26 protein-coding genes are annotated in these 26,047 nt (G+C 71.5%); 10 read left to right on the top strand and 16 right to left on the bottom strand.

All coding sequences use genetic code 11. The features are described 5' to 3' along the window. The first annotated feature begins 78 nt into the window (after positions 1-78). On the top strand, positions 79-1,017 hold the full coding sequence (locus ADL03_RS05450; protein WP_053732254.1) for a GlxA family transcriptional regulator: 939 nt from the start codon (positions 79-81) through the stop codon (positions 1,015-1,017). Further along, the gene (locus ADL03_RS05445) at positions 1,017-1,637 is read left to right on the top strand and encodes a DJ-1/PfpI family protein (protein WP_053732253.1); all 621 of its coding nucleotides are present in this window, start codon (positions 1,017-1,019) and stop codon (positions 1,635-1,637) included. Before ADL03_RS05450 ends, ADL03_RS05445 begins: the two co-directional genes overlap by 1 nt. 7 nt (positions 1,638-1,644) lie before the next feature. Here ADL03_RS05445 and ADL03_RS05440 read toward each other — a convergent pair whose 3' ends face one another. From ADL03_RS05440 to ADL03_RS05395, 10 genes are all read right to left on the bottom strand, one after another. Continuing rightward, complete coding sequence (locus tag ADL03_RS05440; RefSeq protein WP_082372901.1) at positions 1,645-2,286, bottom strand: ATP-binding cassette domain-containing protein; 642 nt, start codon at positions 2,284-2,286, stop codon at positions 1,645-1,647. Beyond that, positions 2,262-2,861 carry an ABC transporter ATP-binding protein gene (locus ADL03_RS05435; RefSeq protein ID WP_197288106.1) on the bottom strand — a complete coding sequence of 200 codons (600 nt, stop codon included), beginning with the start codon at positions 2,859-2,861 and terminating at the stop codon, positions 2,262-2,264. Before ADL03_RS05435 ends, ADL03_RS05440 begins: the two co-directional genes overlap by 25 nt. Further along, a complete protein-coding gene (locus ADL03_RS05430; RefSeq protein ID WP_157528013.1) occupies positions 2,858-5,305 on the bottom strand; it encodes an ABC transporter permease in 2,448 nt (815 codons plus the stop codon). Before ADL03_RS05430 ends, ADL03_RS05435 begins: the two co-directional genes overlap by 4 nt. 61 nt (positions 5,306-5,366) lie before the next feature. Beyond that, entirely contained in the window at positions 5,367-6,218 is an 852-nt protein-coding gene (locus ADL03_RS05425; RefSeq protein WP_053732250.1) for a helix-turn-helix domain-containing protein, read from the bottom strand. Positions 6,219-6,256: 38 nt separating this feature from the next. Continuing rightward, positions 6,257-7,249 (bottom strand): proline racemase family protein, encoded by a 993-nt coding sequence (locus ADL03_RS05420; RefSeq protein WP_053732249.1) that lies wholly within the window; start codon positions 7,247-7,249, stop codon positions 6,257-6,259. Further along, complete coding sequence (locus tag ADL03_RS05415; RefSeq protein WP_053732248.1) at positions 7,246-8,139, bottom strand: dihydrodipicolinate synthase family protein; 894 nt, start codon at positions 8,137-8,139, stop codon at positions 7,246-7,248. Before ADL03_RS05415 ends, ADL03_RS05420 begins: the two co-directional genes overlap by 4 nt. After that, positions 8,136-9,326 (bottom strand): FAD/NAD(P)-binding oxidoreductase, encoded by a 1,191-nt coding sequence (locus ADL03_RS05410; RefSeq protein WP_053732247.1) that lies wholly within the window; start codon positions 9,324-9,326, stop codon positions 8,136-8,138. Before ADL03_RS05410 ends, ADL03_RS05415 begins: the two co-directional genes overlap by 4 nt. Continuing rightward, positions 9,323-9,505: a 2Fe-2S iron-sulfur cluster-binding protein gene (locus ADL03_RS45050; RefSeq protein WP_082372900.1), complete on the bottom strand. Its 183-nt coding sequence runs from the start codon at positions 9,503-9,505 to the stop codon at positions 9,323-9,325. The genes ADL03_RS05410 and ADL03_RS45050 overlap by 4 nt, the downstream gene beginning before the upstream one ends. After that, on the bottom strand, positions 9,502-10,581 hold the full coding sequence (locus tag ADL03_RS05400; protein ID WP_053732246.1) for an FAD-binding oxidoreductase: 1,080 nt from the start codon (positions 10,579-10,581) through the stop codon (positions 9,502-9,504). The genes ADL03_RS45050 and ADL03_RS05400 overlap by 4 nt, the downstream gene beginning before the upstream one ends. Before the next feature lie 28 nt (positions 10,582-10,609). Beyond that, positions 10,610-11,155 (bottom strand): helix-turn-helix domain-containing protein, encoded by a 546-nt coding sequence (locus ADL03_RS05395; protein WP_197288105.1) that lies wholly within the window; start codon positions 11,153-11,155, stop codon positions 10,610-10,612. 30 nt (positions 11,156-11,185) lie between these two features. Between ADL03_RS05395 and ADL03_RS05390 the strand changes: the two genes are divergently transcribed. Further along, entirely contained in the window at positions 11,186-11,575 is a 390-nt protein-coding gene (locus ADL03_RS05390) for a hypothetical protein (RefSeq protein WP_053732244.1), read from the top strand. Between the two features lie 248 nt (positions 11,576-11,823). On the opposite strand, the gene ADL03_RS05385 is transcribed toward ADL03_RS05390, so the two are convergent. After that, complete coding sequence (locus ADL03_RS05385) at positions 11,824-12,684, bottom strand: DUF4231 domain-containing protein (RefSeq protein WP_053732243.1); 861 nt, start codon at positions 12,682-12,684, stop codon at positions 11,824-11,826. 280 nt (positions 12,685-12,964) lie between these two features. Here ADL03_RS05385 and ADL03_RS05380 point away from each other — a divergent pair, with 280 nt between their 5' ends. From ADL03_RS05380 to ADL03_RS05370, 3 genes are read left to right on the top strand one after another with little or no spacing between them, the layout of a single operon-like run. Then, the gene (locus ADL03_RS05380; RefSeq protein WP_053732242.1) at positions 12,965-15,844 is read left to right on the top strand and encodes a CBM35 domain-containing protein; all 2,880 of its coding nucleotides are present in this window, start codon (positions 12,965-12,967) and stop codon (positions 15,842-15,844) included. 48 nt (positions 15,845-15,892) lie between these two features. Continuing rightward, positions 15,893-16,465 carry a DUF6461 domain-containing protein gene (locus tag ADL03_RS05375; RefSeq protein WP_053732241.1) on the top strand — a complete coding sequence of 191 codons (573 nt, stop codon included), beginning with the start codon at positions 15,893-15,895 and terminating at the stop codon, positions 16,463-16,465. Between the two features lie 45 nt (positions 16,466-16,510). After that, positions 16,511-17,341 (top strand): oxygenase MpaB family protein, encoded by an 831-nt coding sequence (locus ADL03_RS05370; RefSeq protein WP_053732240.1) that lies wholly within the window; start codon positions 16,511-16,513, stop codon positions 17,339-17,341. On the opposite strand, the gene ADL03_RS05365 is transcribed toward ADL03_RS05370, so the two are convergent. Continuing rightward, the gene (locus ADL03_RS05365; RefSeq protein ID WP_053732239.1) at positions 17,331-18,095 is read right to left on the bottom strand and encodes an alpha/beta fold hydrolase; all 765 of its coding nucleotides are present in this window, start codon (positions 18,093-18,095) and stop codon (positions 17,331-17,333) included. The genes ADL03_RS05370 and ADL03_RS05365 overlap by 11 nt on opposite strands. A gap of 96 nt (positions 18,096-18,191) precedes the next feature. Here ADL03_RS05365 and ADL03_RS05360 point away from each other — a divergent pair, with 96 nt between their 5' ends. Further along, entirely contained in the window at positions 18,192-19,688 is a 1,497-nt protein-coding gene (locus ADL03_RS05360; RefSeq protein WP_053732238.1) for a chitinase, read from the top strand. Positions 19,689-19,732: 44 nt separating this feature from the next. Here the strand turns inward: ADL03_RS05360 and ADL03_RS05355 are convergent, their stop codons facing one another. Next, entirely contained in the window at positions 19,733-21,136 is a 1,404-nt protein-coding gene (locus ADL03_RS05355; protein ID WP_197288104.1) for a 5'-methylthioadenosine/S-adenosylhomocysteine nucleosidase, read from the bottom strand. A gap of 201 nt (positions 21,137-21,337) precedes the next feature. Between ADL03_RS05355 and ADL03_RS05350 the strand changes: the two genes are divergently transcribed. Then, entirely contained in the window at positions 21,338-21,832 is a 495-nt protein-coding gene (locus ADL03_RS05350; RefSeq protein ID WP_063798478.1) for a GNAT family N-acetyltransferase, read from the top strand. Here the strand turns inward: ADL03_RS05350 and ADL03_RS05345 are convergent. Both ADL03_RS05345 and ADL03_RS05340 read right to left on the bottom strand, forming a co-directional pair. Further along, entirely contained in the window at positions 21,829-22,962 is a 1,134-nt protein-coding gene (locus tag ADL03_RS05345) for a hypothetical protein (RefSeq protein WP_053732235.1), read from the bottom strand. The two genes, ADL03_RS05350 and ADL03_RS05345, sit on opposite strands and share 4 nt — an antisense overlap. A 4-nt stretch (positions 22,963-22,966) precedes the next feature. After that, complete coding sequence (locus tag ADL03_RS05340) at positions 22,967-24,034, bottom strand: helix-turn-helix domain-containing protein (protein ID WP_053732234.1); 1,068 nt, start codon at positions 24,032-24,034, stop codon at positions 22,967-22,969. A gap of 323 nt (positions 24,035-24,357) precedes the next feature. On the opposite strand from ADL03_RS05340, the gene ADL03_RS05335 reads away from it, so the two are divergent. Continuing rightward, positions 24,358-24,885 (top strand): hypothetical protein, encoded by a 528-nt coding sequence (locus ADL03_RS05335; RefSeq protein WP_053732233.1) that lies wholly within the window; start codon positions 24,358-24,360, stop codon positions 24,883-24,885. Between the two features lie 49 nt (positions 24,886-24,934). Here ADL03_RS05335 and ADL03_RS05330 read toward each other — a convergent pair whose 3' ends face one another. Then, positions 24,935-25,576, bottom strand: coding sequence for a transcriptional regulator (locus ADL03_RS05330; RefSeq protein WP_082372898.1), 642 nt, complete (start codon positions 25,574-25,576; stop codon positions 24,935-24,937). Positions 25,577-25,646: 70 nt separating this feature from the next. Here ADL03_RS05330 and ADL03_RS05325 point away from each other — a divergent pair, with 70 nt between their 5' ends. Next, positions 25,647-25,973: a DUF6204 family protein gene (locus tag ADL03_RS05325; RefSeq protein WP_053732232.1), complete on the top strand. Its 327-nt coding sequence runs from the start codon at positions 25,647-25,649 to the stop codon at positions 25,971-25,973. The last annotated feature ends 74 nt before the right edge of the window (positions 25,974-26,047 follow it).

Below are 26,047 nucleotides of genomic sequence, written 5' to 3'. Positions count from 1 at the left end.
ATGAGAGGGCGGAATGGCGTTGCCGCCTCTGCGGGGGATGAGGAAAGTGGAGGTGTGGGGAATCTGAGGGAAGTAGTTGTGGTCGGCTATGACCGCACGGCGTTGCTGGACCTGGCGGGGCCCGTAGAGGTGTTCCAGGCAGCGAACCACGGGGACCAGCGCTACCGCGTCACCGTGGCCACGCTCGGGGGAGAACCGTTCACGGCGACAGCGGGGGTGCGGATCGAGGCAGGAGCGGACCTGCGCACGCTCGACCGGCCCATCGACACGCTGCTCGTGGTCGGCGGCTGGGGGTATGACGAGGCCGCGTGCGACCCGGTGCTCACGACGAACCTGCGGCGGCTCGCGCTCAAGTCGCGGCGGGTCGCGGGGGTCTGCACCGGTGCGGTGGTCCTGGCGGGGGCTGGGCTGCTGCAGGGCAGGAAGGCGACGACGCACTGGGCGTTCACCGGGGAGCTGGCGGCGCGCGGTGTCGACGTGGAGCCGGACGCGATCTTCGTGTGCGACGGGCAGGTGTCCACGTCGGCGGGGGTGACCGCGGGCATCGACCTGTCGCTCGCGATGGTCGAGCAGGACCACGGGCCGGCGCTGGCCCGCAGGATCGCGCAGTACCTGGTCGTGTTCCTGCAGCGCTCCGGCGGCCAGTCGCAGTTCAGCGTGCACACCCGCACGCCACCGGTGTCCGACGACGCGCTGCGGGCGTTGCTGGACGCGATCCACGCCGACCCGACCCGTGAGTGGACCGTGCCGGTGATGGCGCGCAGGGCGATGATGAGCGTCCGCCACTTCGCCCGCGTCTTCTCGCGCAATGTCGGCATCTCGCCCGCGCAGTACGTCGAACGGGCCCGCGTCGAGGCCGCCGCCGACCGCCTGGCCAGCACCGGTGACGGGCTGGACCTCGTGGCACGGGAGAGCGGCTTCGGCTCGGCCGAGACGTTGCGCCGGGCCTTCCTGCGCGTGCTCGGCGTGTCGCCGGGCAGCTACCGCGCCCGTTTCCGGACCACGGGGGTGGCCTGATGGACGTCGCGTACGTGCTCTACCCGAACATGACCGCGCTCGACCTGGTCGGGCCGTTCGAGGTCCTCGGCTGCGTGCCGGTGGTGACGCCGCGGTTCGTCGCGCGGACGCTCGACCCGGTCCGCTCCGACAACGGCCTGACCGTGCTGCCGACCGACACGTTCGCCACGCTGAGGTCGGCGGATGTCGTCGTGGTGCCGGGTTCCGGGCACTGGAGGGAGGTCCTCGCGCACTCGGCCGAGCTGGTGGAGTGGCTGCGGGCGGTGCACCCGACGACGAAGTGGACCACGTCGGTGTGCACGGGCTCGACGCTGCTCGCCGAGGCTGGCGTGGTGTCCAGGGCGACCACGCACTGGGCCGCGCGGGACGACCTGACGGTGCGCGGCGTGCAGGCGTGCACCGAGCGGGTCGTGTTCGACGGCAAGGTCGTGACCGGCGCGGGGGTGTCGGCGGGCATCGACATGGCGTTGCAGCTGGTGGAACGGGAGTTCGGCACGGCGGTCGCGCAGACCGTGCAGGTCGGCATCGAGTACGACCCGCAGCCGCCGCACGCCTACGACACCATCCCGCCGGAGATCGAGCGGAACCTGAGGTCGCTGTTCGCCGCGAACCAGGGCTGAGCCGGCCTCAGGTCGTCGTGCGCCGCAGCCCGGTGCCGATCCGGCCGTCCGCCAGTTCCAGCACCCGGTCGGCAGCGGCGTGGACGGCGTCGTGGTGCGTGGCGACCAGCACCGCGGCGCCGTCGTCGGCGACCCCGCGCAGCAACGCGATCGCCGCGTCGGCGCTGACTGCGTCCAGGTGCGCCGTGGGTTCGTCGGCCAGCAGCGCCGACGGCCGGGCGACGACCGCACGCGCGAGCGCCGCCCGTTGCTGCTGCCCGAACGACACCTGCGCCGGGTAGCGGGACCCGAGGTCCGCGATCCCCAGCTCCGCCAGCACGCCGGCCACCGGGTCGGTCGGAAGTCCGCGCAGCCGCAACGGCAACGCGACGTTCTCCTCCAGCGTCAGCTCGGTCGCGAGGCCCAGCGACTGCGGCAGCACCGCGCACGCCGACCACGCCACCGGTCCCGGCCGGACGGACCCGGCGTCGGGGACGTCGAAGCCGCACAGGATCGCCAGCAGCGCCGTCTTGCCCGACCCGGACGGCCCGCTCAGCGTCACGAACTCGCCGGGGGACACCGCGAGGTCGACCCCGCGCAGCACCTCGACGCCGCCGAACGACCGCCGCACCCCGGCCGCGCTGATCACGACGCCACCAGCGGCACGCACAGGTCGGCCAGCTCGACCAGCCGCGGGTCGTGCGAGGCCACCAGGGCGGGCACCGGCAACGACCGCAGCGTCTCCAGCACCAGGTCGGCCGAGCGCGCGTCGAGCTGCGAGGTCGGTTCGTCCGCCACCACGACGGACGCGCCGCGCGCCAGCGCGCACCCGAACGCCAGCCGTTGCTGCTGCCCGCCCGACAACGCCCCGATCCGCCACGCCGCCGAGCCGCCCAGCCCCAGCCGGTCCAGCAGAGCCAGGTCGGTCGCGCCGGCGGCCCGCAGGTTCTCGCCGACCGTCAGGTGGCCGATCAGGTTGTCGGCCGGGTTCTGGAACACCACCGCGATCTCCTTGCGCCGCAACGCCCGCAGCTCCCGCCACGACAGCCGCGAGGTCGGCCGGTCGCGCACGTAGACCTCACCGGCGGACGGCCGTTCGACCAGCGACAGCACCCGCAGCAACGTGGACTTGCCCGCCCCGGACGGCCCGGACAGCACGGTGAGCCCAGGCGCGATGCGCAGCGACATGTCCGTCACCGCCCGCACCGCGCCGTACGACACCCCGACGCCACAAGCGCGAATCACCTGAGCAGCTCTCCCATCCGCGCGGTGCGCACACCACGCAACGCAAGCCACGCCGCCACCGCGACCACCAGGCCGCCGCACAGCACCATCAACCCCAGCAGCGGCACCAGGTCCGGCAGCACCGGCGCCGGGTTCAGCCACGGCGCGGGATCGAGGCGGGGCACCGCGGCACCGGCGCTCACGAACGACGCCACCGCACCGATCACCAGTGCCACCACCGCGATCGCGCCCACCTCCAGCAGGTGGCTCGACCACAGCACCGCGGGCCGCAGGCCCATCCGCGTCGACAGCGCGCCCGACACGGCGTTCTGCCGCCGCCGCACCTCGATCGCCAGCAGCAGCGCCACCGCCGCCACCACGGCCAGCACCACGCCGATCGCCGCCACGAACCCGAACGTCCACTGCACGGTCAGGAACGGCAGCCCGTCCAGCACCTTCGCGCGGTCGGCGACGTTCGTGTAGTGAACCCCCGCCTTCTGCAGCTCCGCGGTCAGCGCGCCCAGCGGCAGCGACGACCACAGGTGCCACGACCCGACCTGCTCCGGCGCGGTCACGGCGGCCCGCGCGACCACGTACCCGCGGGTGCCGAGCTTCGGGAACGACGGCAGCGACTCGGCCGGCTTCAGCAGCGGCAGGCCGGGGAACTGCATCTCCTGGTCCGCCGCCCGCCCGATCCGCACCGCCGACGCGACCGCACCGGTCCTGCCCAGCCCGGACAGCACCGACCGCACCCGCGCCGGGTCGTCGACGATCGCCGCGTCGGTGAACGTCGCCGGGTCCACCACCAGCGCGCCCGAGCTCACCCCGACCAGGGTCGTGGTGCCGCGCAACGCTTCCGGCAGCGTCACCCGCCCGGTCGCGAGGTCCTGCGACACCTGTGCGGTGCTGTTCGCGCCCACGTACACGGCGGACTTCGCGTCCAGCGCCGACTGCTGGGCGCCCGCCACGGAGCTGCCGACCGCGATCGTGCCGACCGCCAGCACCCCCACCAGCACGACGCCGGTGACCGGCCCGGCGGCCGCGGCGAGCCGGCGCACCGCCAGCTGCGCGGCCGGGACCCGCCACCACCGCACGCGGTGCGACCAGGTCAGCGACCAGCGCAGCACCCGTGTCGCGAGCAGCGCCGCCGCCAGCACCACCAGCAGCGGGAACGTCAGCGCCGCCGCGTCGATCCTGGGCAGCTCACCGACCCTGGGCCGGGTGCCCAGCCCGTTTCGCGCGAGCCGCACCCACGCCAGCACCGCGAGCCCGCCGACGGCGAGCTCCCACGGCAGCGCCGCGAGCCGCCACCGCCGCGGCCGTCCCTGGAACGTGCGGTGCGTCTTCCAGCACGCCGTCAGCACGGTGACCGCGAGGCTCAGCAGCACGACGGCGAGCACCGCGCCCAGCGCCGTCCACAGCGTTCCCGGTGCCAGCGCCGTACCCGGCCCGTACAGCGGCAGCAGCACCCGCGCGGCCACCAGCCCCAGCAGCCCGCCGAGGACCAGCGGCAGCCCGAGCTCCAGCACCCCGCGCACGCCCAGCGCCAGCGGGCTCGCGCCGCGCACCCACAGCAGCCGCAGCTCGGAATGCCTGCGCTGGGCCCACTGCACCGTCACCGTGCCGACACCGGCGAGCCCCACCAGCAGGCTCACCGCCACCAGCGGCAGCAGCGCCGACCCGACGTTGTCCCGCGACGTGCGCGCCGCCGTGACCACCGCACTGAGCAGATCGGTCCTGGTCAGCGGCAGGTTGAGCCGGGCGAGCAGCGCGTTGCCGTTGTCCCGCAACGCCTCCGCCTCGGCGATCGTGCGCACCGGCTCGGTGGGGAACCTGATCGACACCGACGCCGCACCGGTGAACTCCGCCGGCAGCAGCGCCAGGTCCGCCACCCGCGGCACCCAGATCACCGACGTGCTGTCGCCGTCACCGCCCAGCGGGTTCGGCACCACGGTCTTCGACTCCGAGCACCACCAGTCCGCCACCGGGTGCGCGAGGTCGGCGTAGATCGCGCTCACGACCAGCGGCGAGCCGACCAGCCGGTCGCCGACGTCCACCTTCGCCGCGGTCGCGATCGTCTGCGGCACCCACAACCCGGTGCCGCCGCCGCGCAGCACGGTCAGGTGCTCGGTCGCGCCCGGCCGGTACCCGAAGCGCCCGTAGGTCGCGAGACCGGTGAAGTCAGGGCGCCCGATGTTCGTGTAGACCGCACCCAGGCCGCCGTTCGTCGTGGCCGTCCGCACCGCGGTGGCGAGCGGCATCCGGTCGCCGTCGAGCGAGGGGTGCATCGACTGTGGACAGACACGGCCCTGCTGGTAGGCGAGCGCCGCGCTGCCGGCCGCCGACGAGTGCAGCACGGCCGCGGCCACCACGAAGCCCAGCAACAACGTCGTCACGATGCTCACCAGCAGGGTGAGCGGACTCGACAGCGCTGCCCTGGGCGCTGCTCTCCACGGCAACCGCACCAGCGCACGCTAACCGGCGATCCGCGTTTTCGGGAGCCTTTGGCCGTTCTCGTTGCCGGACCTACGCCCAGCTCCACCGGATGCCGACCCAGTTCACCGACACGTTCGACTCGAAGTGGTGCACCGAGTGCGTGTGGTCGAGCGACAGGTCGATCGTGCGGTGCGGCTCGGTCTCCTCCCAGTCCTGCAGGTACACGTGCGGGTCGGCGGGCAGTGCCGCCGGGTCGAAGTGCACCTCGATCAGGCTCTGCGCGAGGAAGCACCGCACGCCGTGGGCGTACTCGATGCTGTCGACGCGGGTCGGGTCGTGGATCGTGTACTCGAACACCCAGGTCTCGCCCAGCCGCAGCGGCCGGTCGAACAGCAGCTCCTCGACGGTCGTGCGGTCTTCGAGCACGGTCTGGCCGGCCCGGCAGTTGCGCAGGGGTTCGTGCGTCACGCGGACCACGTCGTCGCCGTAGTAGTGCGCGTTGTAGCGGTCGACGCCGTCGGTGTGCGCGCGGACGACCATCTTCACCTCGGCGCGGGTGGCGTGCCGGTCGGCGTCGACGAACACGCGGTCGTGGCGGGCGACGACCTCCAGGTCGTTGGCGTCGAAGCCGGGCATCATGCCGGGCACCACGTCCGGCCAGCCGCTCGGGCCGGTCTGCTCCAGCAGGGTGCGCAGCGAGCGCGGCGGGACGTCGAGCAGGTCCTCCAGCACCGCGACCGCCCGCAGCGACTTCGGTGACACCGGCCGGACCCGGCCCTGCTGCCAGTCGCTGAGCGTGGACAGCGCGACCGCCACGTCGTGCTGGGCCAGCCGCGTCCGCAGCCGTTCCAGGGTGAGCCCACGCCTGCGGATCGCCGCTCTCAGCGCCGCGTGGAACGGTCCGATGCGCAGCAGAGCCTCGAGACTGGGCGTGGTGCTCACCCCGGTGAGCCTAACGACGAACGGCGCGGCGACCGGCGCTACAGCGAGAAACCCTCCGGGAACGGGTCGGTGGGGTCGAGCAGGTACTGGCCCATACCGGTGATCCACGCGCGACCGGCGACCGTGGGCACCACGGCGGTGCGGTCGCCGAGCGGGACCTCCTCCAGCAGCGTGCCGATGAACCGGGTGCCGATGAACGACTCGTTCACGAACTCCACGCCGAGCGCGAGCTCACCGCGGGCGTGCAGCTGCGCCATCCGGGCACAGGTGCCGGTGCCGCAGGGGGAGCGGTCGAACCAGCCGGGGTGGATCGCCATCGCGTTGCGCGAGTGGGCGCCGTCCCGGCCGGGCGCGGTGAACTGGACGTGCTTGCAGCCGCTGATCGCCGGGTCGGCCGGGTGGACCGGCCGGTCGGTGCGGTTGATCTCGTCCATGATGGACAGACCGGCGGCGAGGATGCGGTCCTTCTCCGCGCGGTCGAACGGGATGCCGAGGTCGGCCAGCGGCAGGATGGCGTAGAAGTTGCCGCCGTAGGCCATGTCGTAGCGGACCTCGCCCAGCCCTGGCACCGTGACCGTCGCGTCGAGCCGGTGGGCGTAGGCGGGGACGTTGCGGATCGTCACGAGCCTGGTGCGGGTGTCGTAGTCGGCGAGCACGAGACCGGCCGGGGTGTCCAGGCGGACCGTGGTCACCGGCTCGGTCACCTCGACCATGCCGGTCTCGACCAGGACGGTGGCCACGCCGATGGTGCCGTGCCCGCACATCGGCAGGCAGCCGGACACCTCGATGTAGAGCACGCCCCAGTCGGCGTCCGGGCGGGTCGGCGGCTGGAGGATCGCGCCGCTCATCGCCGCGTGACCGCGGGGTTCGTTGACCAGCAGCCTGCGGATGTGGTCGTGGTCTTTGATGAAGTTCAGCCGCTTGTCGGCCATGGTGTCGCCGGGGATCACGCCGACACCGCCGGTCACGACCCGCGTCGGCATGCCCTCGGTGTGCGAGTCGACCGCGCTGAAGTACCGGGCGAACCTCATGACGTGGCCAGCTTCATGTCGGCCTCGATCTGGGCGCGCTGAGCCTCGGACAACGGCCCGCGCGGGGGACGGCACGGGCCGCCGTACCGGCCGACGAGGTCCATGCAGTACTTGATGGCCTGCACGAACTCGGTGCGCGAGTCCCAGCGGAAGGCGGGCACGAGGCGTTCGTAGAGCGAACGGGCCTCGGCGAGTTTCCCGGCCTGCGCCAGCGCGAACAGCTCGGCGGACTCGGCGGGGAACACGTTGGGGTAGCCCGCGAACCAGCCGGTGGCGCCCATCAGCAGGCTTTCCAGCACCACGTCGTCGGCGCCGGCCACGACCGTCAGGTGCGGTGCGGCGGCCCGGATCTCCAGCACGCGGCGGACGTCGCCGGAGAACTCCTTCACGGCCACGACGTGCTCGATCTGGCCGAGCTCCGCGATCAGGTCGGGGGTGAGGTCGACCTTGGTGTCGATCGGGTTGTTGTAGACCATGATCGGCAGGCCCGCCTTGGCGACCTCGCGGAAGTGGTGCACGACCTCGCCGCGGTTGGCCCGGTACATCGTGGGCGGCAGGCAGAGCACGCCGTCCGCGCCGTCCTCGGCGGCCAGTTCGGCCCAGTGCCGGGCCTGGTGGGCGCCGACGCCGTGCACGCCGACGACCGCGATGCCCTTGCCCTTCACGGCGGCGATGGCGGTCTTGGCGACCTCCCGGCGTTCCGCGTCGGTCAGCGACGAGTACTCGCCGAGCGAGCCGTTCGGGCCGACGCCGCGGCAGCCGGACTCCACGACCCAGCGGCAGTGCTCGGCGAACCGGTCCAGGTCGGGCCGGAGTCCGGCGGGCGCCGTCGCGTCCTCCAGGTACGGCAGGGCGGTGGCGACGATGACGCCGTCGAGGCGTTCGGTCATGAGTTCTCCTCGGGAAGGGCGGCGAGTTCGCCGAGCGGGATCGGCACCGCGATCACGCGGCGCTGGGCGTCGAACGGGATGCCGGTGAGATCGGCGGCGTTGCGGGCGCAGATGCGGCCCTGGCAGCGGCCCATCGCGACCCGGCTGGTCAGCTTGAGCTCGCGCATGGTGGTGGCGTCGCCGAGGGCGGCGAGGCTGACCTTCTCGCAGCGGCAGACCGTGGTGTCCGGGGTGAGCCAGGTGCGCCAGCCGGGTTTGACGGCGTGTGCCCTGGCCAGTGCCGCGGCGAAGAGGCGGCCGTCGCGCACGGCCTTGAGCGCTTCCGGCGGTGGTTCCCGGCCGGCCGCGGCGGCTCCGGCGACGACACCCTCGGCCTCGGACAGGTCGGCACCGCCGATGCCGGTGACCTCACCTGCCGCGTAGACACCGGGGACCGAGGTCCGCTGGTGGTCGTCCACGTCGTAGAAGCCGTCGGTCCGGTCCGCGTGCGGGACGAGGTCGGTGCGGGGCAGGAAGCCGTAGCCGACGCACACCAGGTCCGCCTGCACGGTGCGGTGGCTGACCGGCCGCCAGGCGGCGTCGAGCCTCGCGACGGTCACGCGGCTGCCGTGCTTGCCGATCACGGCGGTGCGGGTTTCCAGGCGGGGCAGCACCTTCCGGTACTTCGCGAGCTCGGCGAGCTTGTGCCGGTTGGCGGCGACCGCCCTGACCTCCCTGGCCCACGCCAGCGGTGAGCCCGCCTCGTAGACGCCGACGAGCGTGGCGCCGAGGTCCTGCAGCGCGGTCGCGACCGGGAGCAGGAACGGGCCGGTGCCGGAGACGACCACGCGTTCGGCGAGGGTGACGCCCTGCTTGGCCAGTGCCTGGGCGGCGCCCGCGGTGATCACGCCCGGACCGTCCCAGCCGGGGAAGGGCAGCGGGCGGTCGTAGGCGCCGGTGGCGATGACGAGTGCGTCGAACCGGAGCTGCCGCGGGCCCCTGAGGTGCAGGGTGCCGCCCTCGACCAGCCACGCCTCGGTGTTCCTGAGGTGGGTGACGCCGGGGTGCGCGAACCTGGCCCGGCCACGCAGGAACTGGCCACCGGCCTCGGCTTCGGAGTCGACCATGGTGACCTGAGCGCCCATGTCGGCGGCGGTTCTGGCGGCGGCCATGCCCGCCGGACCGGCTCCGACGACGACGACCCTCATGGCGTGGTCCTGATGACGTCGCCGTCGGCCAGCCGGTGGCGGCAGGCGCGGACCTCGGGGGTGCCGTTGATCTCGGCGACGCAGCCGAAGCAGACACCGATGCCGCAGAAGAACCGGCCGGGCAACAGCTCTGCGACGTGATCGGCCTCCCTGGGCAGGCCGTTGAACGTGACCTTCACACCATCACCTCTGGCCGGTCGACGCGGAACGGGTGGGGATCGACGTGCGGGGTGTCGCCGGTGAGCAGCTCGGCGAGCAGGCGCCCGGTGGCCGGGGCGAGCCCGACGCCCGCGCCCTCGTGACCGGTGGCGTGCCACAGGCCCGGCGTGCGCGGGTCCTGGCCGATGATCGGCAGGTGGTCCGGCGCGTACGGGCGGAAGCCGCCGTACGCGCGCATGACCGGGACGCCCGCCAGCATCGGGAAGAGCGCGATCGCCCTGCGCGCCAGCGCGGTGAGGACCTTCGACTCGATCACGTCGTCGAAACCCTTGCGCTGCCGGCTCGACCCGATCAGGACGGTGCCCGCCGGGGTCGACTCGACCACGCCGGAGGTCTGCAGGTCCGCCTCACCGCTCGCGACCGCGCCGACGTAGTCCGCGTCGTAGACCTTGTGCCGGATCGTGCCGGGGATCGGGGTGGTGACCAGGACGACGCCGCGCCGGGGCAGGACGTTGACGCCGAACCGGCTCGCCCACGGGCCGGTCGCGTTGACGACGGCGCCGCAGTGCAGGACGCCCTGGTCCGTGGTGACGGACCGGCCGTCCGTTGTGGACGTCTCGGCCCTGACGACCGTGATGCCGCGCAACAGGGTCCGCGTCGCCTTGACCGGGTTGAGCTGCGCGTCCTGCAGGTAGTGGATCGCGGCGGTGAGGTCCGGGTTGAGGTGCGGTTCGTACTCGCGGGCCTCGTCCGGCGTCAGCTCGCACGCGTCGATGCCCGCGGCTCGCTGTCCCGCGGCGAAGGCCTTGAGCGGTGCGACGGCCTGTTCGGTCGTGGCGACGACCAGACCGCCCTTCTCCTCCCACTCGGCGTCCTCGGCGAGCTCGGGCCAGAGCCGCCGGGAGGACCGGGCCAGTTCGAGCTCCGGCCCCGGTCCCTTGTCGCTGACCAGGACGTTCCCCTCGCCGGAGGCACTGGTGCCCGACGCCGGTCCGTGGCGGTCGACGACGAGGACGCGGAGCCCGCGCCGGTGCAGCGCCTGCGCGCACGCGGCGCCGATGATGCCCGCTCCCACGACCACGACATCCGGGTGCATCGCTCACCTCCGTTCAATAGAATGAACGTTAGTGCTTCGGATACTCCAGCACCAGTACCGAGCTCACCTCACCGCCGACCGTCTCGTACAGGTGCGGCACCGAGCCCGGGAAGCACACGTAGTCGCCGGGCCCGAGCTCGAACGGCTGCTCGGCCGGCCCCACCCGCAGCCGCCCGCTGGTGACCAGCACGTGCTCCTTGCCTGGGTGACCTTCGCTGGTCTGGGTCGCGCCCGGCCGCACGCGCTGGTCGTAGATCTCCAGCACGGTGTCCGCGATGTCCATCCTGCGCATCAGCCGCAGGTCGACCGCGTTGCTGCTGAGCTGCTCGACGTCCCTGGCCCTGACGAGGATGACCTCCGGCGCCGTCCGCTCGGTCACCAACTCCGACACCGGCACGTCCAAAGCGTTCGACAAACTGAACACCGTCTCGATGGTCGGGTTCCCCGCCCCGCTCTCCAGCTGGGACAGCGTGCCCTTCGCGATGGACGACCGCCGCGCGAGCTCCGACAACGACAACCCGCGCTGCTCGCGAAACGCCCTGATGTTGGCGCCGAGCACCCGACCCGCACTCATACTGCGAGATCGTTGCATAGGCTTGCGGGCATGACTGCCTACACGGAGGCGGAGGGCCAGACGCTCCGCACCGCCGTTTTCGGTGCCATGGTCCTCGTCTCCACCGCCGACCCCGGTGCCGTGGACGAGGAGAGCCACGCCGGCATCCGCGCGATGTCCCTGCTCTCCGACGACCTGCGCGCCGTGATCGCCGCCGCCCCGCCCGCGCTGCCCGGCGGCTCCACGTCCGATGTGGAGGACGGCGTGCTGGCCGCCCTCCGGTCGGCCGTCGAGATCATCACCGCGCACGAGCCGCGGGACGTGCCGATCTTCCGCGCGGCGGTGGCGGAGATGTGCCGGTCCGTCGCCGGGGCCGACGGCGAGGTGGCCGTGGCGGAGAAGGCGATGGTCGAACGGGTGGTTGCCGCGCTGGGCTCCTGACCGCCGGGCTCCGAAGCGCGGACGTGCCGAACGGCGGTGGCCTGAACGCCGGTGGCCTGAACGCCGGTGGCCTCAACAGCGGCGGCTTGAACGCCGGTGATCTGAACGCCGGCGGCCTGCCCCGCCGGTGGCCTGAACGCCGGTGGCCTGAACGCCGGTGGCCTCGACGGCGGTGGCTTGAACGTCGGTGATCCGAACGCCGGTGGCCTCGACGGCGGGGCAGGCCACCGGCCCGGGGCTCTCCCCGCTCAGGTCGTGCTCGGCCGGGACGCCAGCCACGCCGTGTGCTCCTTGCTGATCGCCCCTTCGGCCTCCGCGACCGCGGCCGGCCAGTCGGCCTCCTCGACGTCCGCGAGCCGTTCGTAGATCAGCGCGAGGTCGCTGGCTGCCGCCGCGTACCCCAGGTACAGGTTCTCGTGCTGCTTCAGGCCCAGCCACGCCGCACCGCCCGCGACGGCCGCGGCCATGACGCCGGACATGTCGACGTCCCACACGCCCATGACCCTGGCGCCGGCGAACAGGATCGCGACGAACTCGCCGGCGATCAGCAGCATGCGCCACAGGTTCGCGCGGAACTCGTTGGTCGTGGCGCGGGCGCGGTACCACTCCAACTGCTCGCGGACGCGGCCCTCGCGGTAGGTGTCGCGGCGTTCGGCGAAGGGCTGGGCGCGCAGCTGTTCGCGGCGTTCGGCGCCCGCGGGGTTCGTGCTGGCGAGGGAGAGCTTCTTGCCCTGCTCCGCGACGACCTCGGCGATCATGAGCTGCAACGACTGCTTGGCGTTCTGGCCGGTGAACGGGTCGCCGACGACGGCGTAGCGCCAGACCAGCGACTTGATCTGCTCGGCGACCGCGCGGCCGGCGTTCCACTTCTGCTCGGGGTGCGTGGCCCACAGCAGGATCTCGGTGAACAGGGCGACGAAGAAGCCGGCGAGGGCCACGAACGCCCAGAAGTCGTAGGTGCCGCCGATCTTCCACTTGAACGCGCCGCCGACCGCGGCGACCACTGCGCTCACCAACCTCACCCGGCTGAGCAGGAGCGTCTGCCGCTGCCCGCGACGGGACGCCTCGTCCGCGTCGTGGAAAAAGCCGGGCAAGTCCGCGTCGGTCATGTGCTCCCTCTCGCCAACGCTGATCATCTGCCTCCGAACGTGTTATCACGTCCGGTCCCGCGATGGAGGAGGTACCGGTGACGGTGCAAGGGGGTTCACCCGGACAGCCGAGGGTCCGCTGCTGCCCGCGCGAGCGCGTGGCCGAGGCCGCTGGACGGACGGTTTTCCTTACCGCTCCGATGAGTCTGGCCTCAAGTCAACGGACAGAGGGTTGACCGCGGCCAGGTAGGTTGAAATCATCGGATCTCTCGCCGCCGCCCTGACGAGAATGCGATGGGTCATGGCTTCACGACGTTTGTGCGCGGCCGTCGTGGCCGCGTTGCTCGCCGGCCTCGTCCACCTGGTGGTGCCGTCGCCCGCGGCGCAGGCCGAGGTGCGGCACCCGCGGCAGGAGTGGCTGCGCGGGTCCACCGCCGGGCTCTTCCTGCACTGGGGCATGTTCACCGCCCCGAAGCACCTGAACTGCGCCGAGTGGGAACGGGACGTCACCGGCGGCGGCTGGACGCCCGACTACTGGATCGACGAGGCGCGCAAGCTCGGTGCGTCCTACGTCGTGCTGGCGACGTTCCACAGCCGGCTGGGGTACGCGCGGCCGTGGCCGTCGAAGGTCCCCGGCTCGTGTGCGACCCAGCGCGACCTGCTCGGCGAGCTCGTGCGGGCCGGCAAGGCGAAGGGCGTCAAGGTCATGCTCTACATGACCGACGACCCGCAGTGGCACAGCGAGCAGGGCGTGCAGATGCTCGACTCCCGCGCCTACTCCGAGCATCGGGGCGAGCAGGTCGACCTCACCACCCGCGAAGGCTTCGGCAAGTACAGCTACGAGCTGTTCTTCGAGGTGATGCGCGACTACGCCGACCTCGCCGGCTTCTGGATCGACAACGACAACGAGTACTGGGAGCGCAACAGGCTCTACGAGCAGGTCCGGCAGCTCCGGCCGACCTGGTTGCTGTCCAACAACAACGAGGACACGCCGATCATGGACACGGTCTCGAACGAGCAGAAGACCGGCATGGTCCCGTCCTACGACTACCCGGCGGCGACGTTCACGCCGATGCCGCGGCTGTCCGAGGCCTGCTACAAGCTCCCGACCACCGGCGACTGGTGGTACGACGGCGGCGACCACGCCGTGGACACGCGGCTGAACACCGGCCGGTACGTCACGAACGCGGGATCGTCGATCAAGTCGCTGATGGCGGAGACGCCGATGGTGAACGGGAAGATGCCCGCGCGGCAGGAGGCTTTCAACACCTTCATGTCGTCGTGGGTGCAGCCGATCCGCGAGTCGCTGCAGGGCGTGGAGGGCGGCGGGTACCTGTACGGCGGCATGCAGCCGGGCTTCTGGAACGACGGCGCGCACGGCGTGATCACGGTCAACCCGGCGAACGGCAAGCAGTACGTGCACGTGGTCACCCGGCCGCGCGCGGACTTCGTTCGCCTGCGGGACAACGGATATCGCGTCACGGGCGTGCGCGACCTGCGCACCGGTGAACGGATGCGGTTCTCGCAGTCCGGCGGCCACCTGACCGTCGAGGGCATCACGCGGTGGGACGACTACGACACCGTCTTCGCCGTCGACACCGCCGGGCAGGAAGGCTTCTACGCGGGCGTCCGCGCGTCCGCCACGTCCGCGAAGCCCGGTTTCCCCGCGTCCGCCCTGGTGGACGGCGACCACGAGACCTACTGGGACGCGGGCGGCGCCCAGCCCGTCTCGCTCTCCCTGGACCTGGGGCGGCGCAGGCAGGTCGCGTTCCTCGCCGTCAACCAGCGCGAGTCGTCACCGACCCACGCGCGGGTCTCGTTCGGCCGGCCGGAGGACTCCGCCCGGATCAAGGACTACCAGGTGACCGCCTCCGACGACGGCCGCACGTGGTGGCACGTGCGGACCGGCGCGCTGCCCTCCGCGCGTGGCACGCAGTTCATCGACATCGGCCGGCAGGAGGCGCGGTGGCTGAAGCTGACCGTGCTGAACACCTGGAGCGGCCCGCAGGCTCCCGTCTACTTCAAGCAACTGCAGATCGACGAGATCCGCGTCGGCCACAGCTACCCGCGCGGCGCGCGTGACGGTGCGCTGGAGGCAGAGGACGCGCAACGGTCGGGCGCGGTGCGCGGCGAGTCCTGCGCGGCCTGCTCCGGCACGCGGCAGGTGACCGGGCTGAGCGGCGAGCGCAACGCCGTGACGTTCCGCGACGTTTCCGTTGCCGCCGCAGGGACCTACCGCCTGCAGCTGGACCTCACGGCCGCCGCTCCCTCGACCGTGTCGGTGGTCGTCAACGGTGCCGCGCCGCTGACCGCCACCGTGCCGGGGGACCGCGCCGACGTGCCCGCACCGACCTCGCTCGCGGTGCCGTTGAACGCGGGCCGCAACGCGGTCACGGTGTTCGCTTCGAGTCCGATCGGACTGGACCGGATCTCCGTCGGCGGCCTGCCCCCGTCCGGCTACACGCCGAAGACCACGCTGACCGTCGAACCCCACGGCGTCCAGTGGGTGGCACCCGGTCAGCGGTCGGTGCGGATCACCGCCCGCCTGCGCCTCGACGCCGACGACCAGATCGACGCCGTCTCCCTGGTGCCGTCCGTGCCCGCGGGCTGGACGCTGACCGGCACCCCGGCCACCGCGGTGTCGATGCGTCTGGCCGGGGTGCTCGAAGGCTCCTGGACCGCGGTGTCACCGCCCGGTCAGGACGTCGGATCGGTGACGGTGCCGGTCACGGCGTCGTTCTCCCTGCTCGGGTCCGGCCGCACGGTGTCCGGCGCGGTCCCGGTGCGCACCCGTCCGGCGGACCGGGTGTTCGTGCGGGAGGCGGAGGACTCGGCGAACACGTTCGGCAGCACCGGCCTGAGCGGCTGCGGGGCGTGCTCGGGCGGGGAGAAGGTGCGCAACATCGGCGGCAGCCCCGACGCCGCCGTGACCTTCGCCAACGTCGTCGTGCCCGCGGCGGGGACGTACACGCTGTACGTCGACTACACGGTCAACGGGCCGAAGTCGTACTTCGTGTCGGTGAACGGAGGTGCGCCGGTGGAGGTGAAGGTCGACGGGCAGGGCAACAACACCCCGTACCAGGCGCGGATCCCGGTGACGCTCACCGCGGGGGCCAACACGATCCGGTTCGGCAACGACCAGAGCGGGGCACCGGACCTCGACCGCGTCTCGATCGGCTGAGCGTTCTTCCCGCTGGACGGCACCCGACCTCGGTAGGGTGCCGTTCTCATGGGGGATGACATCACCGCTGTGCAAGAACGCGACCGGCTCGTCGCGGTCCTGGCCGGGGCGCCCGGGGGAGACGGCTACAGCCTGGCCTGCGTCGCCGGGCTCGACGCGGAGGCGGTGGTGCGCAGGCTCGGCGTGCGTCCGGCCGAACCGACCGCGGAGCAGCTCCGGACCTGGACCGAGGAGGACCCGTTCCACGCCGACGCCGAACGGACGATCGGCGTCACGACGGTGCCCGGCGGCTGCGTGCTGCTGCAGCCGTGGGGTTTCGGCGCGAGTGACAGCGCCCTGCTCGACCGGCTGTCCGAGGGCACGGTCGCCTACGGCATGTACGCCAACCCGAAGAGCGGCAACCAGGGGAGCATCCACCGCGACGGTGAGATCGAGGCCTGGGACCTGCACCCCGGTGGCGGCCCAGATGAAGACGAAACCGATGACGACGAACCTGACGACGAACTGGCGGAGCTCTACGACGGCGAGCCCGTGGCCTACTGCTGCGCCTTCGCCGGGCTGCGGCCGGTCGACCAGCGCGCCTTCACCACCCCCGACCTCTGGATACGCCTGCCTTCCTGAGCACCTGGGGTCCCGTTCTCAGCCACCGCGTCGCATGATGAACCCATGCTGGAAGCATTGCGGCGTCAGCTCAGCAACGGCCTGTTCGAGATGGTCATCGGTCCCGACCGCGAGGACAAGGCACGGAGCATCCACGAGGCTCCCGGTCCCCGCATGTTCGCCGACGACCGCCCGATCCGGCACGTCCACGCCGACCACGCCATGTTCATCGGCGGACTGCGCGCGCTGCTGCTGCAGTCGTTGCACCCGCTGGCGATGGCCGCGGTCGCGGAACACTCCGACTACCGCACCGACCCGTGGGGGCGTCTTCAGCGCACGAGTCTCTTCGTGGGCGTGACCACGTTCGGCACCGAGGCCGACGCGCAGCAGGCGATCGACAAGCTGGCGCGCATCCACACCTACATCCACGGCACCGCGTCCGACGGCCGCCACTACCGGGCCGACGACCCGCACCTGCTGGAGTGGGTGCACGTGGCCGAGGTGGACAGCTTCCTGCGCTGCCACCGGCGTTACGGCGAGCAGCCGCTGGACGACTACGACGGGTACGTGCGGGACATGGCCGTGATCGCGAGGGCGATGGGCATCCCGGACCCGCCGGAGACCACGGCGGAGCTCGACGAGCGGATCAACGCCTACCGCCCGGAGCTCAAGGGCACCGCGGAGGCCCGTGAGGCCGCGCGGTTCCTGCTGCTCAAGGCGCCGCTGCCGGTGATCGCGAAAGGTCCGTACGCGGTGCTGGCGGCCACCGCCGTGGCCAGCCTGCCGGTGTGGGCCCGGATGCCGCTGCGCCTGCCCTACCTGCCGATCTCCGAGGCCACCGGCGTGAAGCTCGCGGGCCACGCGCTGATGCGCGGCCTGCGGTGGGTCACGAGCTGAGGAAGTCCACCACGAGCGGTGAGGCGACCGAGCGGAACTCCTCGAAGTAGCCGTGCCGTGCGCCCTCGATCAGCTCCACGCGCGCGCCGGGGATCCGTTCGGCGATCAGCGGTGCGTTGGCCGTGGGGTTGAAGATGTCGTCGGTCCCGTGCACCACCAGCGTCGGGCACGTGATCGACGGCAACGCGTCCCACGCGTCGTGCTCGGCGCTCGCCAGCAGGTGCAGCTTGCGCGCGTGGGGCGGCATCTCGGGGTCGCCGAGGGTGTTGAACGGGCCGCGGTAGGCCGGGGTGTACATCAGGTCCACGAGCGCCTTGCGCGCCTTCATCTGGTCCACCTGCGCCAGCGACCTGCGCACCTCGTCGCTGCGTTCCACGGCGTGCGGGCCGCCGGGGGAGGTGCAGCCGAGCACGAGCTGAGCCACGCGGTGCGGGTAGCCGGCGGCGATCCACTGCGCGATCCGCCCGCCCATGGACGTGCCGTACACGCACGCCTGGTCCAAGCCGAGGTCGTCGAGCACGGCCACGCAGTCGGACGCGAACAGCCTTGTGCTGTACGGCGTGTCCGGCTTGTCGCTGGCACCGGTGCCGCGGTGGTCCATCACGATCGTCGTGAACGCGGCCGTGAAGTCCGGCAGCACCTGCCGCCACCACCGCGACGAGTTCGACTGACCGGCGATGAGCAGCAGGGGAGGCCCCGACCCCTCGACCGAGTAGAAGAGCGCTGTTCCGTCCGTCGCACGAGCGTGGGGCACGGCTGTGCAGTCTACGACCTTGACGCGGCGGTAGATGGTCTAGTCCAATTCGGGGTGGAACCCTGCCGGCCGCCACGCGTGAGGGATGGAGCAGCCATGTCGTTGTTCGCTCGAATAGCCGCGGTCGCCGCACTGGTGCTCGGCACCGTGGTCGTGAGCCTGGCGCCCGCCAACGCCGCCGGCGTCACGGCGACGATCACCAAGCAGACCTGGTCCACCGGGTACACCGCGACGGTGACGGTCAAGAACGAGACCAGCGCGGCCATCGGCTCGTGGAAGGTCGAGTTCGACTACCCGGCGGGTACGAGCGTCGGTGCGTACTGGGACTCGCTGCTCACCAAGAGCGGCAACCACCACACGTTCGTCAACCGCGAGTACAACGGCTCGGTCGCACCCGGCGCCAGCGTCACGTTCGGCTTCAACGTCTCGGGCACCGCCGACCCGCAGAACTGCACCGTCAACGGTGCGGCCTGCACGGGCGGCGGCACCCCGCCGACCTCGACGACCACGTCAACGACCACGACAACCACCACCACAACCACCACGACGACGACCACGAGCGGACCGCCGCCCACGGGTTCGATGCCGCGCAAGGTCCTCGTCGGCTACCTGCACGCGAGCTTCGCCAACGGTTCGGGCTACATCCGGATGCGCGACGTGCCGGACGAGTGGGACGTGATCAACCTGTCGTTCGCCGAGCCGACCAGCGCCACGAGCGGGGAGCTGCGGTTCGCGCAGTGCCCGGTCGCGGAGTGCCCGAACGTCGAGCCCGAGGCGGAGTTCATCGCCGGCATCAGGGCCCAGCAGCAGAAGGGCAAGAAGGTCCTGATCTCGATCGGCGGCCAGAACGGCCAGGTGCGCCTGGAGACGACCGCCGCGCGCGACGCGTTCGTGCGCTCGGTGTCGGCGATCATCGACAAGTACGGCCTGAACGGGCTCGACGTCGACTTCGAGGGCCACTCGCTGTCGCTCAACGCCGGTGACGTCGACTTCAGGAACCCGACCACGCCGGTGGTCGTGAACCTGATCTCCGCGCTGCGCAGCCTGAAGTCCCGCTACGGCGCGAACTTCGTGCTCACGATGGCGCCGGAGACGTTCTTCGTGCAGGTCGGCTACCAGTTCTACGGCGGTGCCGGCGGTGGCGACGCGCGCACGGGCGCGTACCTGCCGGTGATCGAGGCGATGCGCAACGACCTGACGTTGCTGCACGTCCAGCACTACAACTCGGGCCCGGTCACGGGCCTGGACAACCAGTACCACTTCATGGGCGGCGCGGACTTCCACGTCGCCATGGCCGACATGGTGCTGGCCGGGTTCCCGGTGCGCGGCGACACGACGAAGTTCTTCGCGCCGCTGCGCCAGGAGCAGGTCGCGATCGGCCTGCCCGCGTCCGTCAACGCGGGCAACGGGTTCACATCGGTCGCCGACGTCCGCACCGCGCTCGACTGCCTCACCAAGGGCACGAGCTGCGGCAGCTACAAGCCCAAGGGCGTCTACCCGAACCTGCGCGGCCTCATGACGTGGTCGATCAACTGGGACAAGTACAACAACTACGAGTTCTCCAAGCAGCACCGGGCCTACCTGCCCAGGTAGTGCCGTTCGCGGGTGGTTTCCGTCGCCACGGCGGCGGAAACCACTCAGCAGGCCTGCCGGAAGGCCTGGTGCAGCCGGGCCGTGAGCTCGTCCGCCGCCTCCTGCGGACGGGCCAGCAGCGCGTGGAACGGCACCGCGCCCCCGGAGTGCACCCTGATCCGCGCCGCCGTGCAGGAACCACCCGCTCCCGGCAGCTGGCCCGCCCTGTTCTCGGTCAGCCCCGCGGCCGGTTCCAGCCCGGCGGCGACGGCGACCGCGGCCGGCGCGGGCAGACCCGAGAGCTCGGCGAGCAGCCGCAGCGAACGTTCGACCTGACGGCCCAGCGCCGTGCGGTCGACCACCGACCCGTGGGCGTTGTACTGCAACGGCGACCACGCGCAGCGCTGGCCGGTGCGGTGGACGGCGAGCCCGCGGTGACCGTCCGGGCTCGGCGCCGACCGCACCCACGCGGCGTCCGCCGAGACCTCGGCGCTCAACCGCTCGGTGCCGCTGAACAGGCCGTGCGTGCGGCCGTGCGCGGTGAGCAGCTCGTGCATCCGTTCCAGCACATGGGCTTCCAGCCGTCCGTACTCGTCCATCGGCACGAGGTGCACTTCGACGGCACACCGTTCGACGGCCGACGTGGTGCCGGTGAGATCGGTTCGCCAGCTCAGCTCCACCGGCCGCTGCCATGTGACCGCGCTGGAGCCCAGGGCGGGCAGACTCGGCGCGGAGGCGAAGAGTTCGGTGACGACCGCGATGGTGAACGCGGCGGCGTTGCCGGCCGCGATCGACTGCCAGCCGGCGCGGTCGCTCTCGTGCTTGCGCCCGTCGGCCCGGTCACTGATGGCGCGCACGGTCAGGAACGGCGCACGGTTCAGGTGCGCGGCCTTCGCCGTGCCCGCGCTTTCCAGCTCGACGGCCGCCGCGTCCGAGTAGTGCTGCCGCAGCTGCTGGGCCGACGGTGCGAACGGTGAGTCGAGCACCACCTCCCCGGCCGCGACCGGCCGGAAGACCACCCTGGGTGCGGCGGGGAACCGCCAGCGGCCGTCCCGGCTGACCGAACGCGCGATCTGCTCGAGCTCGTGGTCGGCGTCCCACGCCTGCGGCCGGGCACCGAACCCCTCACCGCCCTCGAAGCCGCCGTGGTAGCCGTAGACCTTCGTGGCGACGACGACGGAACCCAGGTCGAGGTCGTCGTGCAGCGCGCCCGCGATCCCGGCGAAGAACACCGCACGTGGCCGGAACTCGGCGATCGCGCGCTCGGCCACCACCGCGGCCGGCTGGTTGCCCGCTCCCGCCAGTGCCAGCGCCACCCGGCCGGTGCCGCCGCGGATCGTGCCGACCTCGAACCGCGTCCCGGCGGCGTGGCGGCGCACCGCGGGTTCCTCCAGGAGGTCCCTGACGGCGGCGTACTCGCTCTCCAGCGCCGTCACGACGACAACGATGTCGGTCGGTTCGATGGTCACCGTGTTCCTGTCCTGGCAGCGCACTCCTGCGGGCAAGCTACCGGCTGGCGCCGGATTCCCGCCGAGCTGTCAGGTTTTTGTCAATGAACCGTCGACTTCGCACGTCCAGCCGCCGCGCCGGGTCGTGCGAGTCCACTGTGGACAGTTGTTTCGGGGTGGTGGAAGAACTGACTCGCTTCAGAGTTGTGGTAGATGGGTGGCATGCGCGACGTGACCATCAGGCCGGCGCGGCCCGAAGACCTCGGGTCACTGGCCGGACGACTCGGGCAGGACCGCTTCTTCGCCGACCGCCTCGACCGGCAGTCGGAGAGCAGGGGAGTGCTGCTCACGGCGTGGCGCGGTGGATTGGTGATCGGGGACGTCTACCTCTGGCTGGAACCCGCCGAGGAGCCGGAGATCCGCCGCTACCTGCCGGAGACGCCGCTGGTGACGCACCTGGAGATCCACCGCGACCACCGCAGGCAGGGCGTCGGGACCAGTCTGATCGGTGCGGCGGAGCGGTTGCTGGCCGACCGCGGGCACGACGAGGTGGCGCTGGCCGTCGAGATCGGCAACACCGCCGCGGCGAAGCTCTACACCCGGCTGGGGTACCGGGACTGGGGCCACTCGGCCGTCAAGTGCTACTCGCTCGCCGACGAGAACGGGCACCGCGACGTGGAGATCTGCGACGTGATGGTGAAGGCGCTGGCCCGTTAGAGGTACGTCGTCACGTGCGTGAGGCCGAGGTGGGCGATCACCTTGCCGAGGTCGCTCTCCCGCGGCGCGTGCTGCTCGTGGTGGTCGAGGTGCCGTTGCCAGACCGACCGGTCCTTCCGCCACGCCTCGACGTAGTCCTCGCACCGCTGCGGCTGCAGTGACCGGGAGCGGCCCAGCGCCGCGGCCAGCGACCTGAGCTTCCTGGCCTTGCGCGCGGGATCCGGCTCGGTGCTCCTGGTCAGCTCGATCGTCTCGACGATGAACCTCTTCCGCTTGGCCAGGTAGTCGGCCCAGTAGCAGGCGTTCGCGTCCTTCAGCGGCCGGCCCTCGTCCAGGAGCCAGAAGAGCCCTTCGGCGAGCACGTCGCCCCACTCCTGCGCCCTGGCCCGCTCCTCGACGTCGAACGGGTCGTACGGCTGCTGCCAGGCGGTGCCGGTGACCGTGGTCCGGCGCAGCCGCTGGTCGCCGAGCAGGAAGAACCAGTCCTCGTTGTAGATGTTCGGGAAGAACGACGACGTCGAACCGGCGTGCACCGCGAGCGCGCCGCCACCGACGAACATCTCCTGGGCGCCACCGGCCTCCCGGTAGGCGTGGCACACCACCGAGTTGTCGGGATAGCCCTCGATCTTCAGGCCGACCCCGGCGTAGTCGTCGGTGAGGGCCGCCGCCCTGCTCAGGTCGCGGTGGTCGGGCACCTCGATGTCGTCGTCCAGGAAGACGATCCGCTCCCACCTCGCCACCCGCGCCAGCAGGAGCCCCAGGTTGCGTTTCAGGCTGAGGTCGCTGCGCCGGGTGAACCTCGGGTCGCGCAGCCAGTCGGACGTCCGGAACGCGGGCAGCAGCCGGGACGGGAGGTCGTCCACGTCGATCGCGAGGACCTCGACGCCCGCGGCGGCCGCGAGCAGGGCCACCTTGAACGCCGACGTGTGCTTCCTGCTGCACAACGCCACCAGGACGCAGCCGAGCGCCGCCGCCAGGCCGATCGCGTGCTGCATGGCGCGCGGCGGCCGGACGGTCGGCACGACGATCGCCTGCACCCTGGCGGGAAGCGTGGTTCTCGGTGCGGCGTCGAGCAGACCGCGGTGGGAACCGTGGTGGTGCTCGGAACGGACTCGGGTGTCGTCGGTCAAGGGATCACGCCGGCCATTCGTGCAGGACGTGGTCTTTGGTCCAGTCCGGCGTGATGACCGTGCCCTGCAGGACGGGTACCCGGCTGAGGATGCTGAACGCCTCCATGCCGGCGAACCGGCGCCGTGCGTAGGCGGTGTTGCGGTCGCGGAACCGGGCGTCGGTCAACGCGCGCACGGCGCCGAGCACGCCACGGGAGTGCACGCCGTTGCACATGGTCACCGTCCGCTTCTGGTTGAAGGGGTTGCGCGAGCGGTAGAAGTGCGCGACGTCCTCTTCGAGCACCTGCACGTCGCCGATCTGGCGCAACGTCGGGAGGAACGTCTCGACCACCTCCCCGTTCTCGACGACCTCGAAGCCGCTCGTGTCCTTGTCGTCCGGTCGCTTCTGCTGCCCGATCGGCAGGTCGATGCGGTGCAGGACCTCGGCGGTGATCTGGTTCCAGTCGACGCCGCCCAGCAGCACCAGGTGGCTGGAGCCCTCGTCGGCGGTGAGGATCCCCGCCCCGGGGCGTACGCGCACGGTGTTGCTCGGGTTCATCGCGCGGATGTGGCCGTGCAGCTCGAACAACGAGTCGAGGTCCGAGTACTGGTAGAGCTCGACGTAGTCGGGATCCTCCGGCCCGGCGCTCGGGAGCTGCCTGCGCAGGCGGTCCGGCAGCTTGGAACACACGATCGTGATGTCCTCGTTGGGCGGGAACCGCCACAGGTTGTCCGCGACGGCGGGCACCTCCCCGGCCGGCGAGCCACCCAGTGCGCGTTCGCGCAGCTCGGTCAGCTCGGCGAGCAGCGCGTCCCTGGCCGCCTCCTCCTCGCCGTTCAGATCGGTCGGCGCGCGGAACGGACGCCGGTCGACCGATCGCTTCGTGGCGAAGAAGGCGGCGTAGGCCGCCAGCCGGTGCTCGGGAGGCAGGGCCGGGTTCTGCGCCCGTTCCCAGGAGGAGATCAGGGGGACGCTGACGCCGAACGCCTCGCTCAGCTGCTCCTGGGTGATGCGCTTGCCGGGCATGCCGTTCCTGCGCAGGTCACGGAGTCGCTGCGCGAGCTGGAGCGCTGGTTCCGCTGCGGAGGTCACGCCATCACGTCCTTCAGCTGAACTTCAGTGCAGGATCTGGCAACACTCGTACATCGCCGGACGCCAGGCCGCCATTACCGCGCGTTCAGCGCTCGTGCCGGTGTCTGCGGCCCATTTTCCTGGCTATTGCTTGGTCTTCAGTTGAGCCTTACTCTCAACTATAGACATATAACCGAGATCAACTGAAGTTAACTGAAGTTCACTCTTCTTCCGGGTGACAACCGCCAGTGCCCGAACCTCCGCACGCTTCGAAGGTCAGGAGGCGGGGAGCCATGAGTACCCTGTCGATACAACCGTGTCAGCGCACGATCCTCGCTGTGGCCATGGCACCACCGACGGCCTGCAGCAACCTGGTGATGGGAATGCTCCGCAGGGCCATGTTCGAGCTCGTCGAGCAAGCCCTGGTGGACAGCGGTGTCACCGCTGATCTCCGGGACCGGTACGTCGATCGCGGCGACTGGCTGATCGTGCTGGTCCACCCCACGGACCGGATTCCCAAGACCTGGCTGCTGACCAGGCTCGTGCCGAGGCTCAAGGCGCTGCTCGACGAGCGCAACGACGGGCAGTACTACCCGTTGCGGCTGCGGCTGGTCATCCACCCCGGCGACGTGACCTGTGACGACCTCGGGTGGTTCGGCGAGGACCTCGACATCGCGAAGAGGCTGCTCATGGCCTCCGCGCTCGCGCGGACCTCCGGCCCGCTCGTGCTGGTGGTGTCCGACCAGATCCACCGCTCGGTGATCAGGCACGGCTACGACGGGGTGGACGACTGGGTGTTCGTGCCGCTGCCCAGGGTCGAGCCGGCCGGCGAGGAGTGCAAGGGGTGGGTGCACGTCCCGGACGAGGTCTAGTGCGTGGTTTTCGCCGCCAGACCGCCACAACGAAAACCACGCACGGTGCTCACGCCAGCGTTGACCAGAACTGCAGCTCGTAGGCCTGCAACAGGCGGCCGTAGCGCCACGCGTGCTTCGGCTGCCAGCCCGCGTCCAGGGCGGCCTGGATCGCCGCGACCGCCCGTTCCTCCACCTGGGGCGCGGGGGTGGCGAAGAAGTCCACGAACGCGCACGCCTCGTCGTCGAAGTCGTAGTGCTCGCGCAGGCCCTTGGCCATCCGGGCGCAGTAGCCGCCCCACGCGGTGAAGTTCGCCAGGAGCGCGAGGATCACGTCCGTCGGCTCGCCGTTGAGCGCCATCCACGCCTGGTAGGCCGGGTAGGACTGGCAGCCGGGGAAGGGCTCGTAGGCGTGGAAGTCCCTGGCGGACATGCCGGCCGCGCGGGCCAGCGGCTCCAGCAGCGGCAGCACCAGCTCCTCACCGCCCGCCAGCAGCGTGAAGAACGCCCGTGCGTGGGGTTCTTCCGCCTTCGCGGCCAGCGTGAGGAATGTTCGCCAGTCCGACGAGACGATGTGGTTCTCCTCGGCGGCGAACGTCGCGATCACGGAGCGCGGGGCTTGCCCGGTTTCGACCAGTTTGACCACGAGGTTGTCGTGCTCACCGGGGTGCAGCTCGGTCCGGATGCGGGCGACCAGGTCCTTTGCGTTCATGGAAGGCGATTCTTCCGCACCGCAGAAATCGTTCGCCAGGGCGCACGGCGTTCCTGCACGATGTTCCCTCGTGGCTGAACACACCTACCGAGTACTCGTCCGCGGCCGGTTCGCCGACCTGACCGACGACCAGCGCGCGCACCTGCGGGAGCAGCTCAAGGGCTTCGACTTCCTGCGCAGCGGCGGCTTCAGCGAGCAGGGCGCGCTCACGTTCGACGAGAAGCTCGACTTCTTCAGCTACCGGGTCGTGCTCGCCGCCGCCGAGAAGCCCGACGACGCGGGGCTGCGGCGTGCGACGGCGGCGCTCGACGCGCTCGGGGTCGACTACCGCGGGCTGCGCGCCTCCGTCACGGACATGGACGAGATGAAGATCAACCGGCCGAAGCGCCTGGGCTGAGGCGGGCTGTCCCGGCAACGGGAGCATCCCCGCACTCCCGGCCGTGCGGACCGGAAGTGCGGGGATGCGGGTCG

The organism is Nocardia sp. NRRL S-836, from assembly GCF_001279525.1.
In the GTDB taxonomy this organism is placed as follows: domain Bacteria; phylum Actinomycetota; class Actinomycetes; order Mycobacteriales; family Pseudonocardiaceae; genus Lentzea.
Note: the sequence above shows the minus strand (reverse complement) of the source record. Positions and strands in the feature narration are given on the sequence as shown.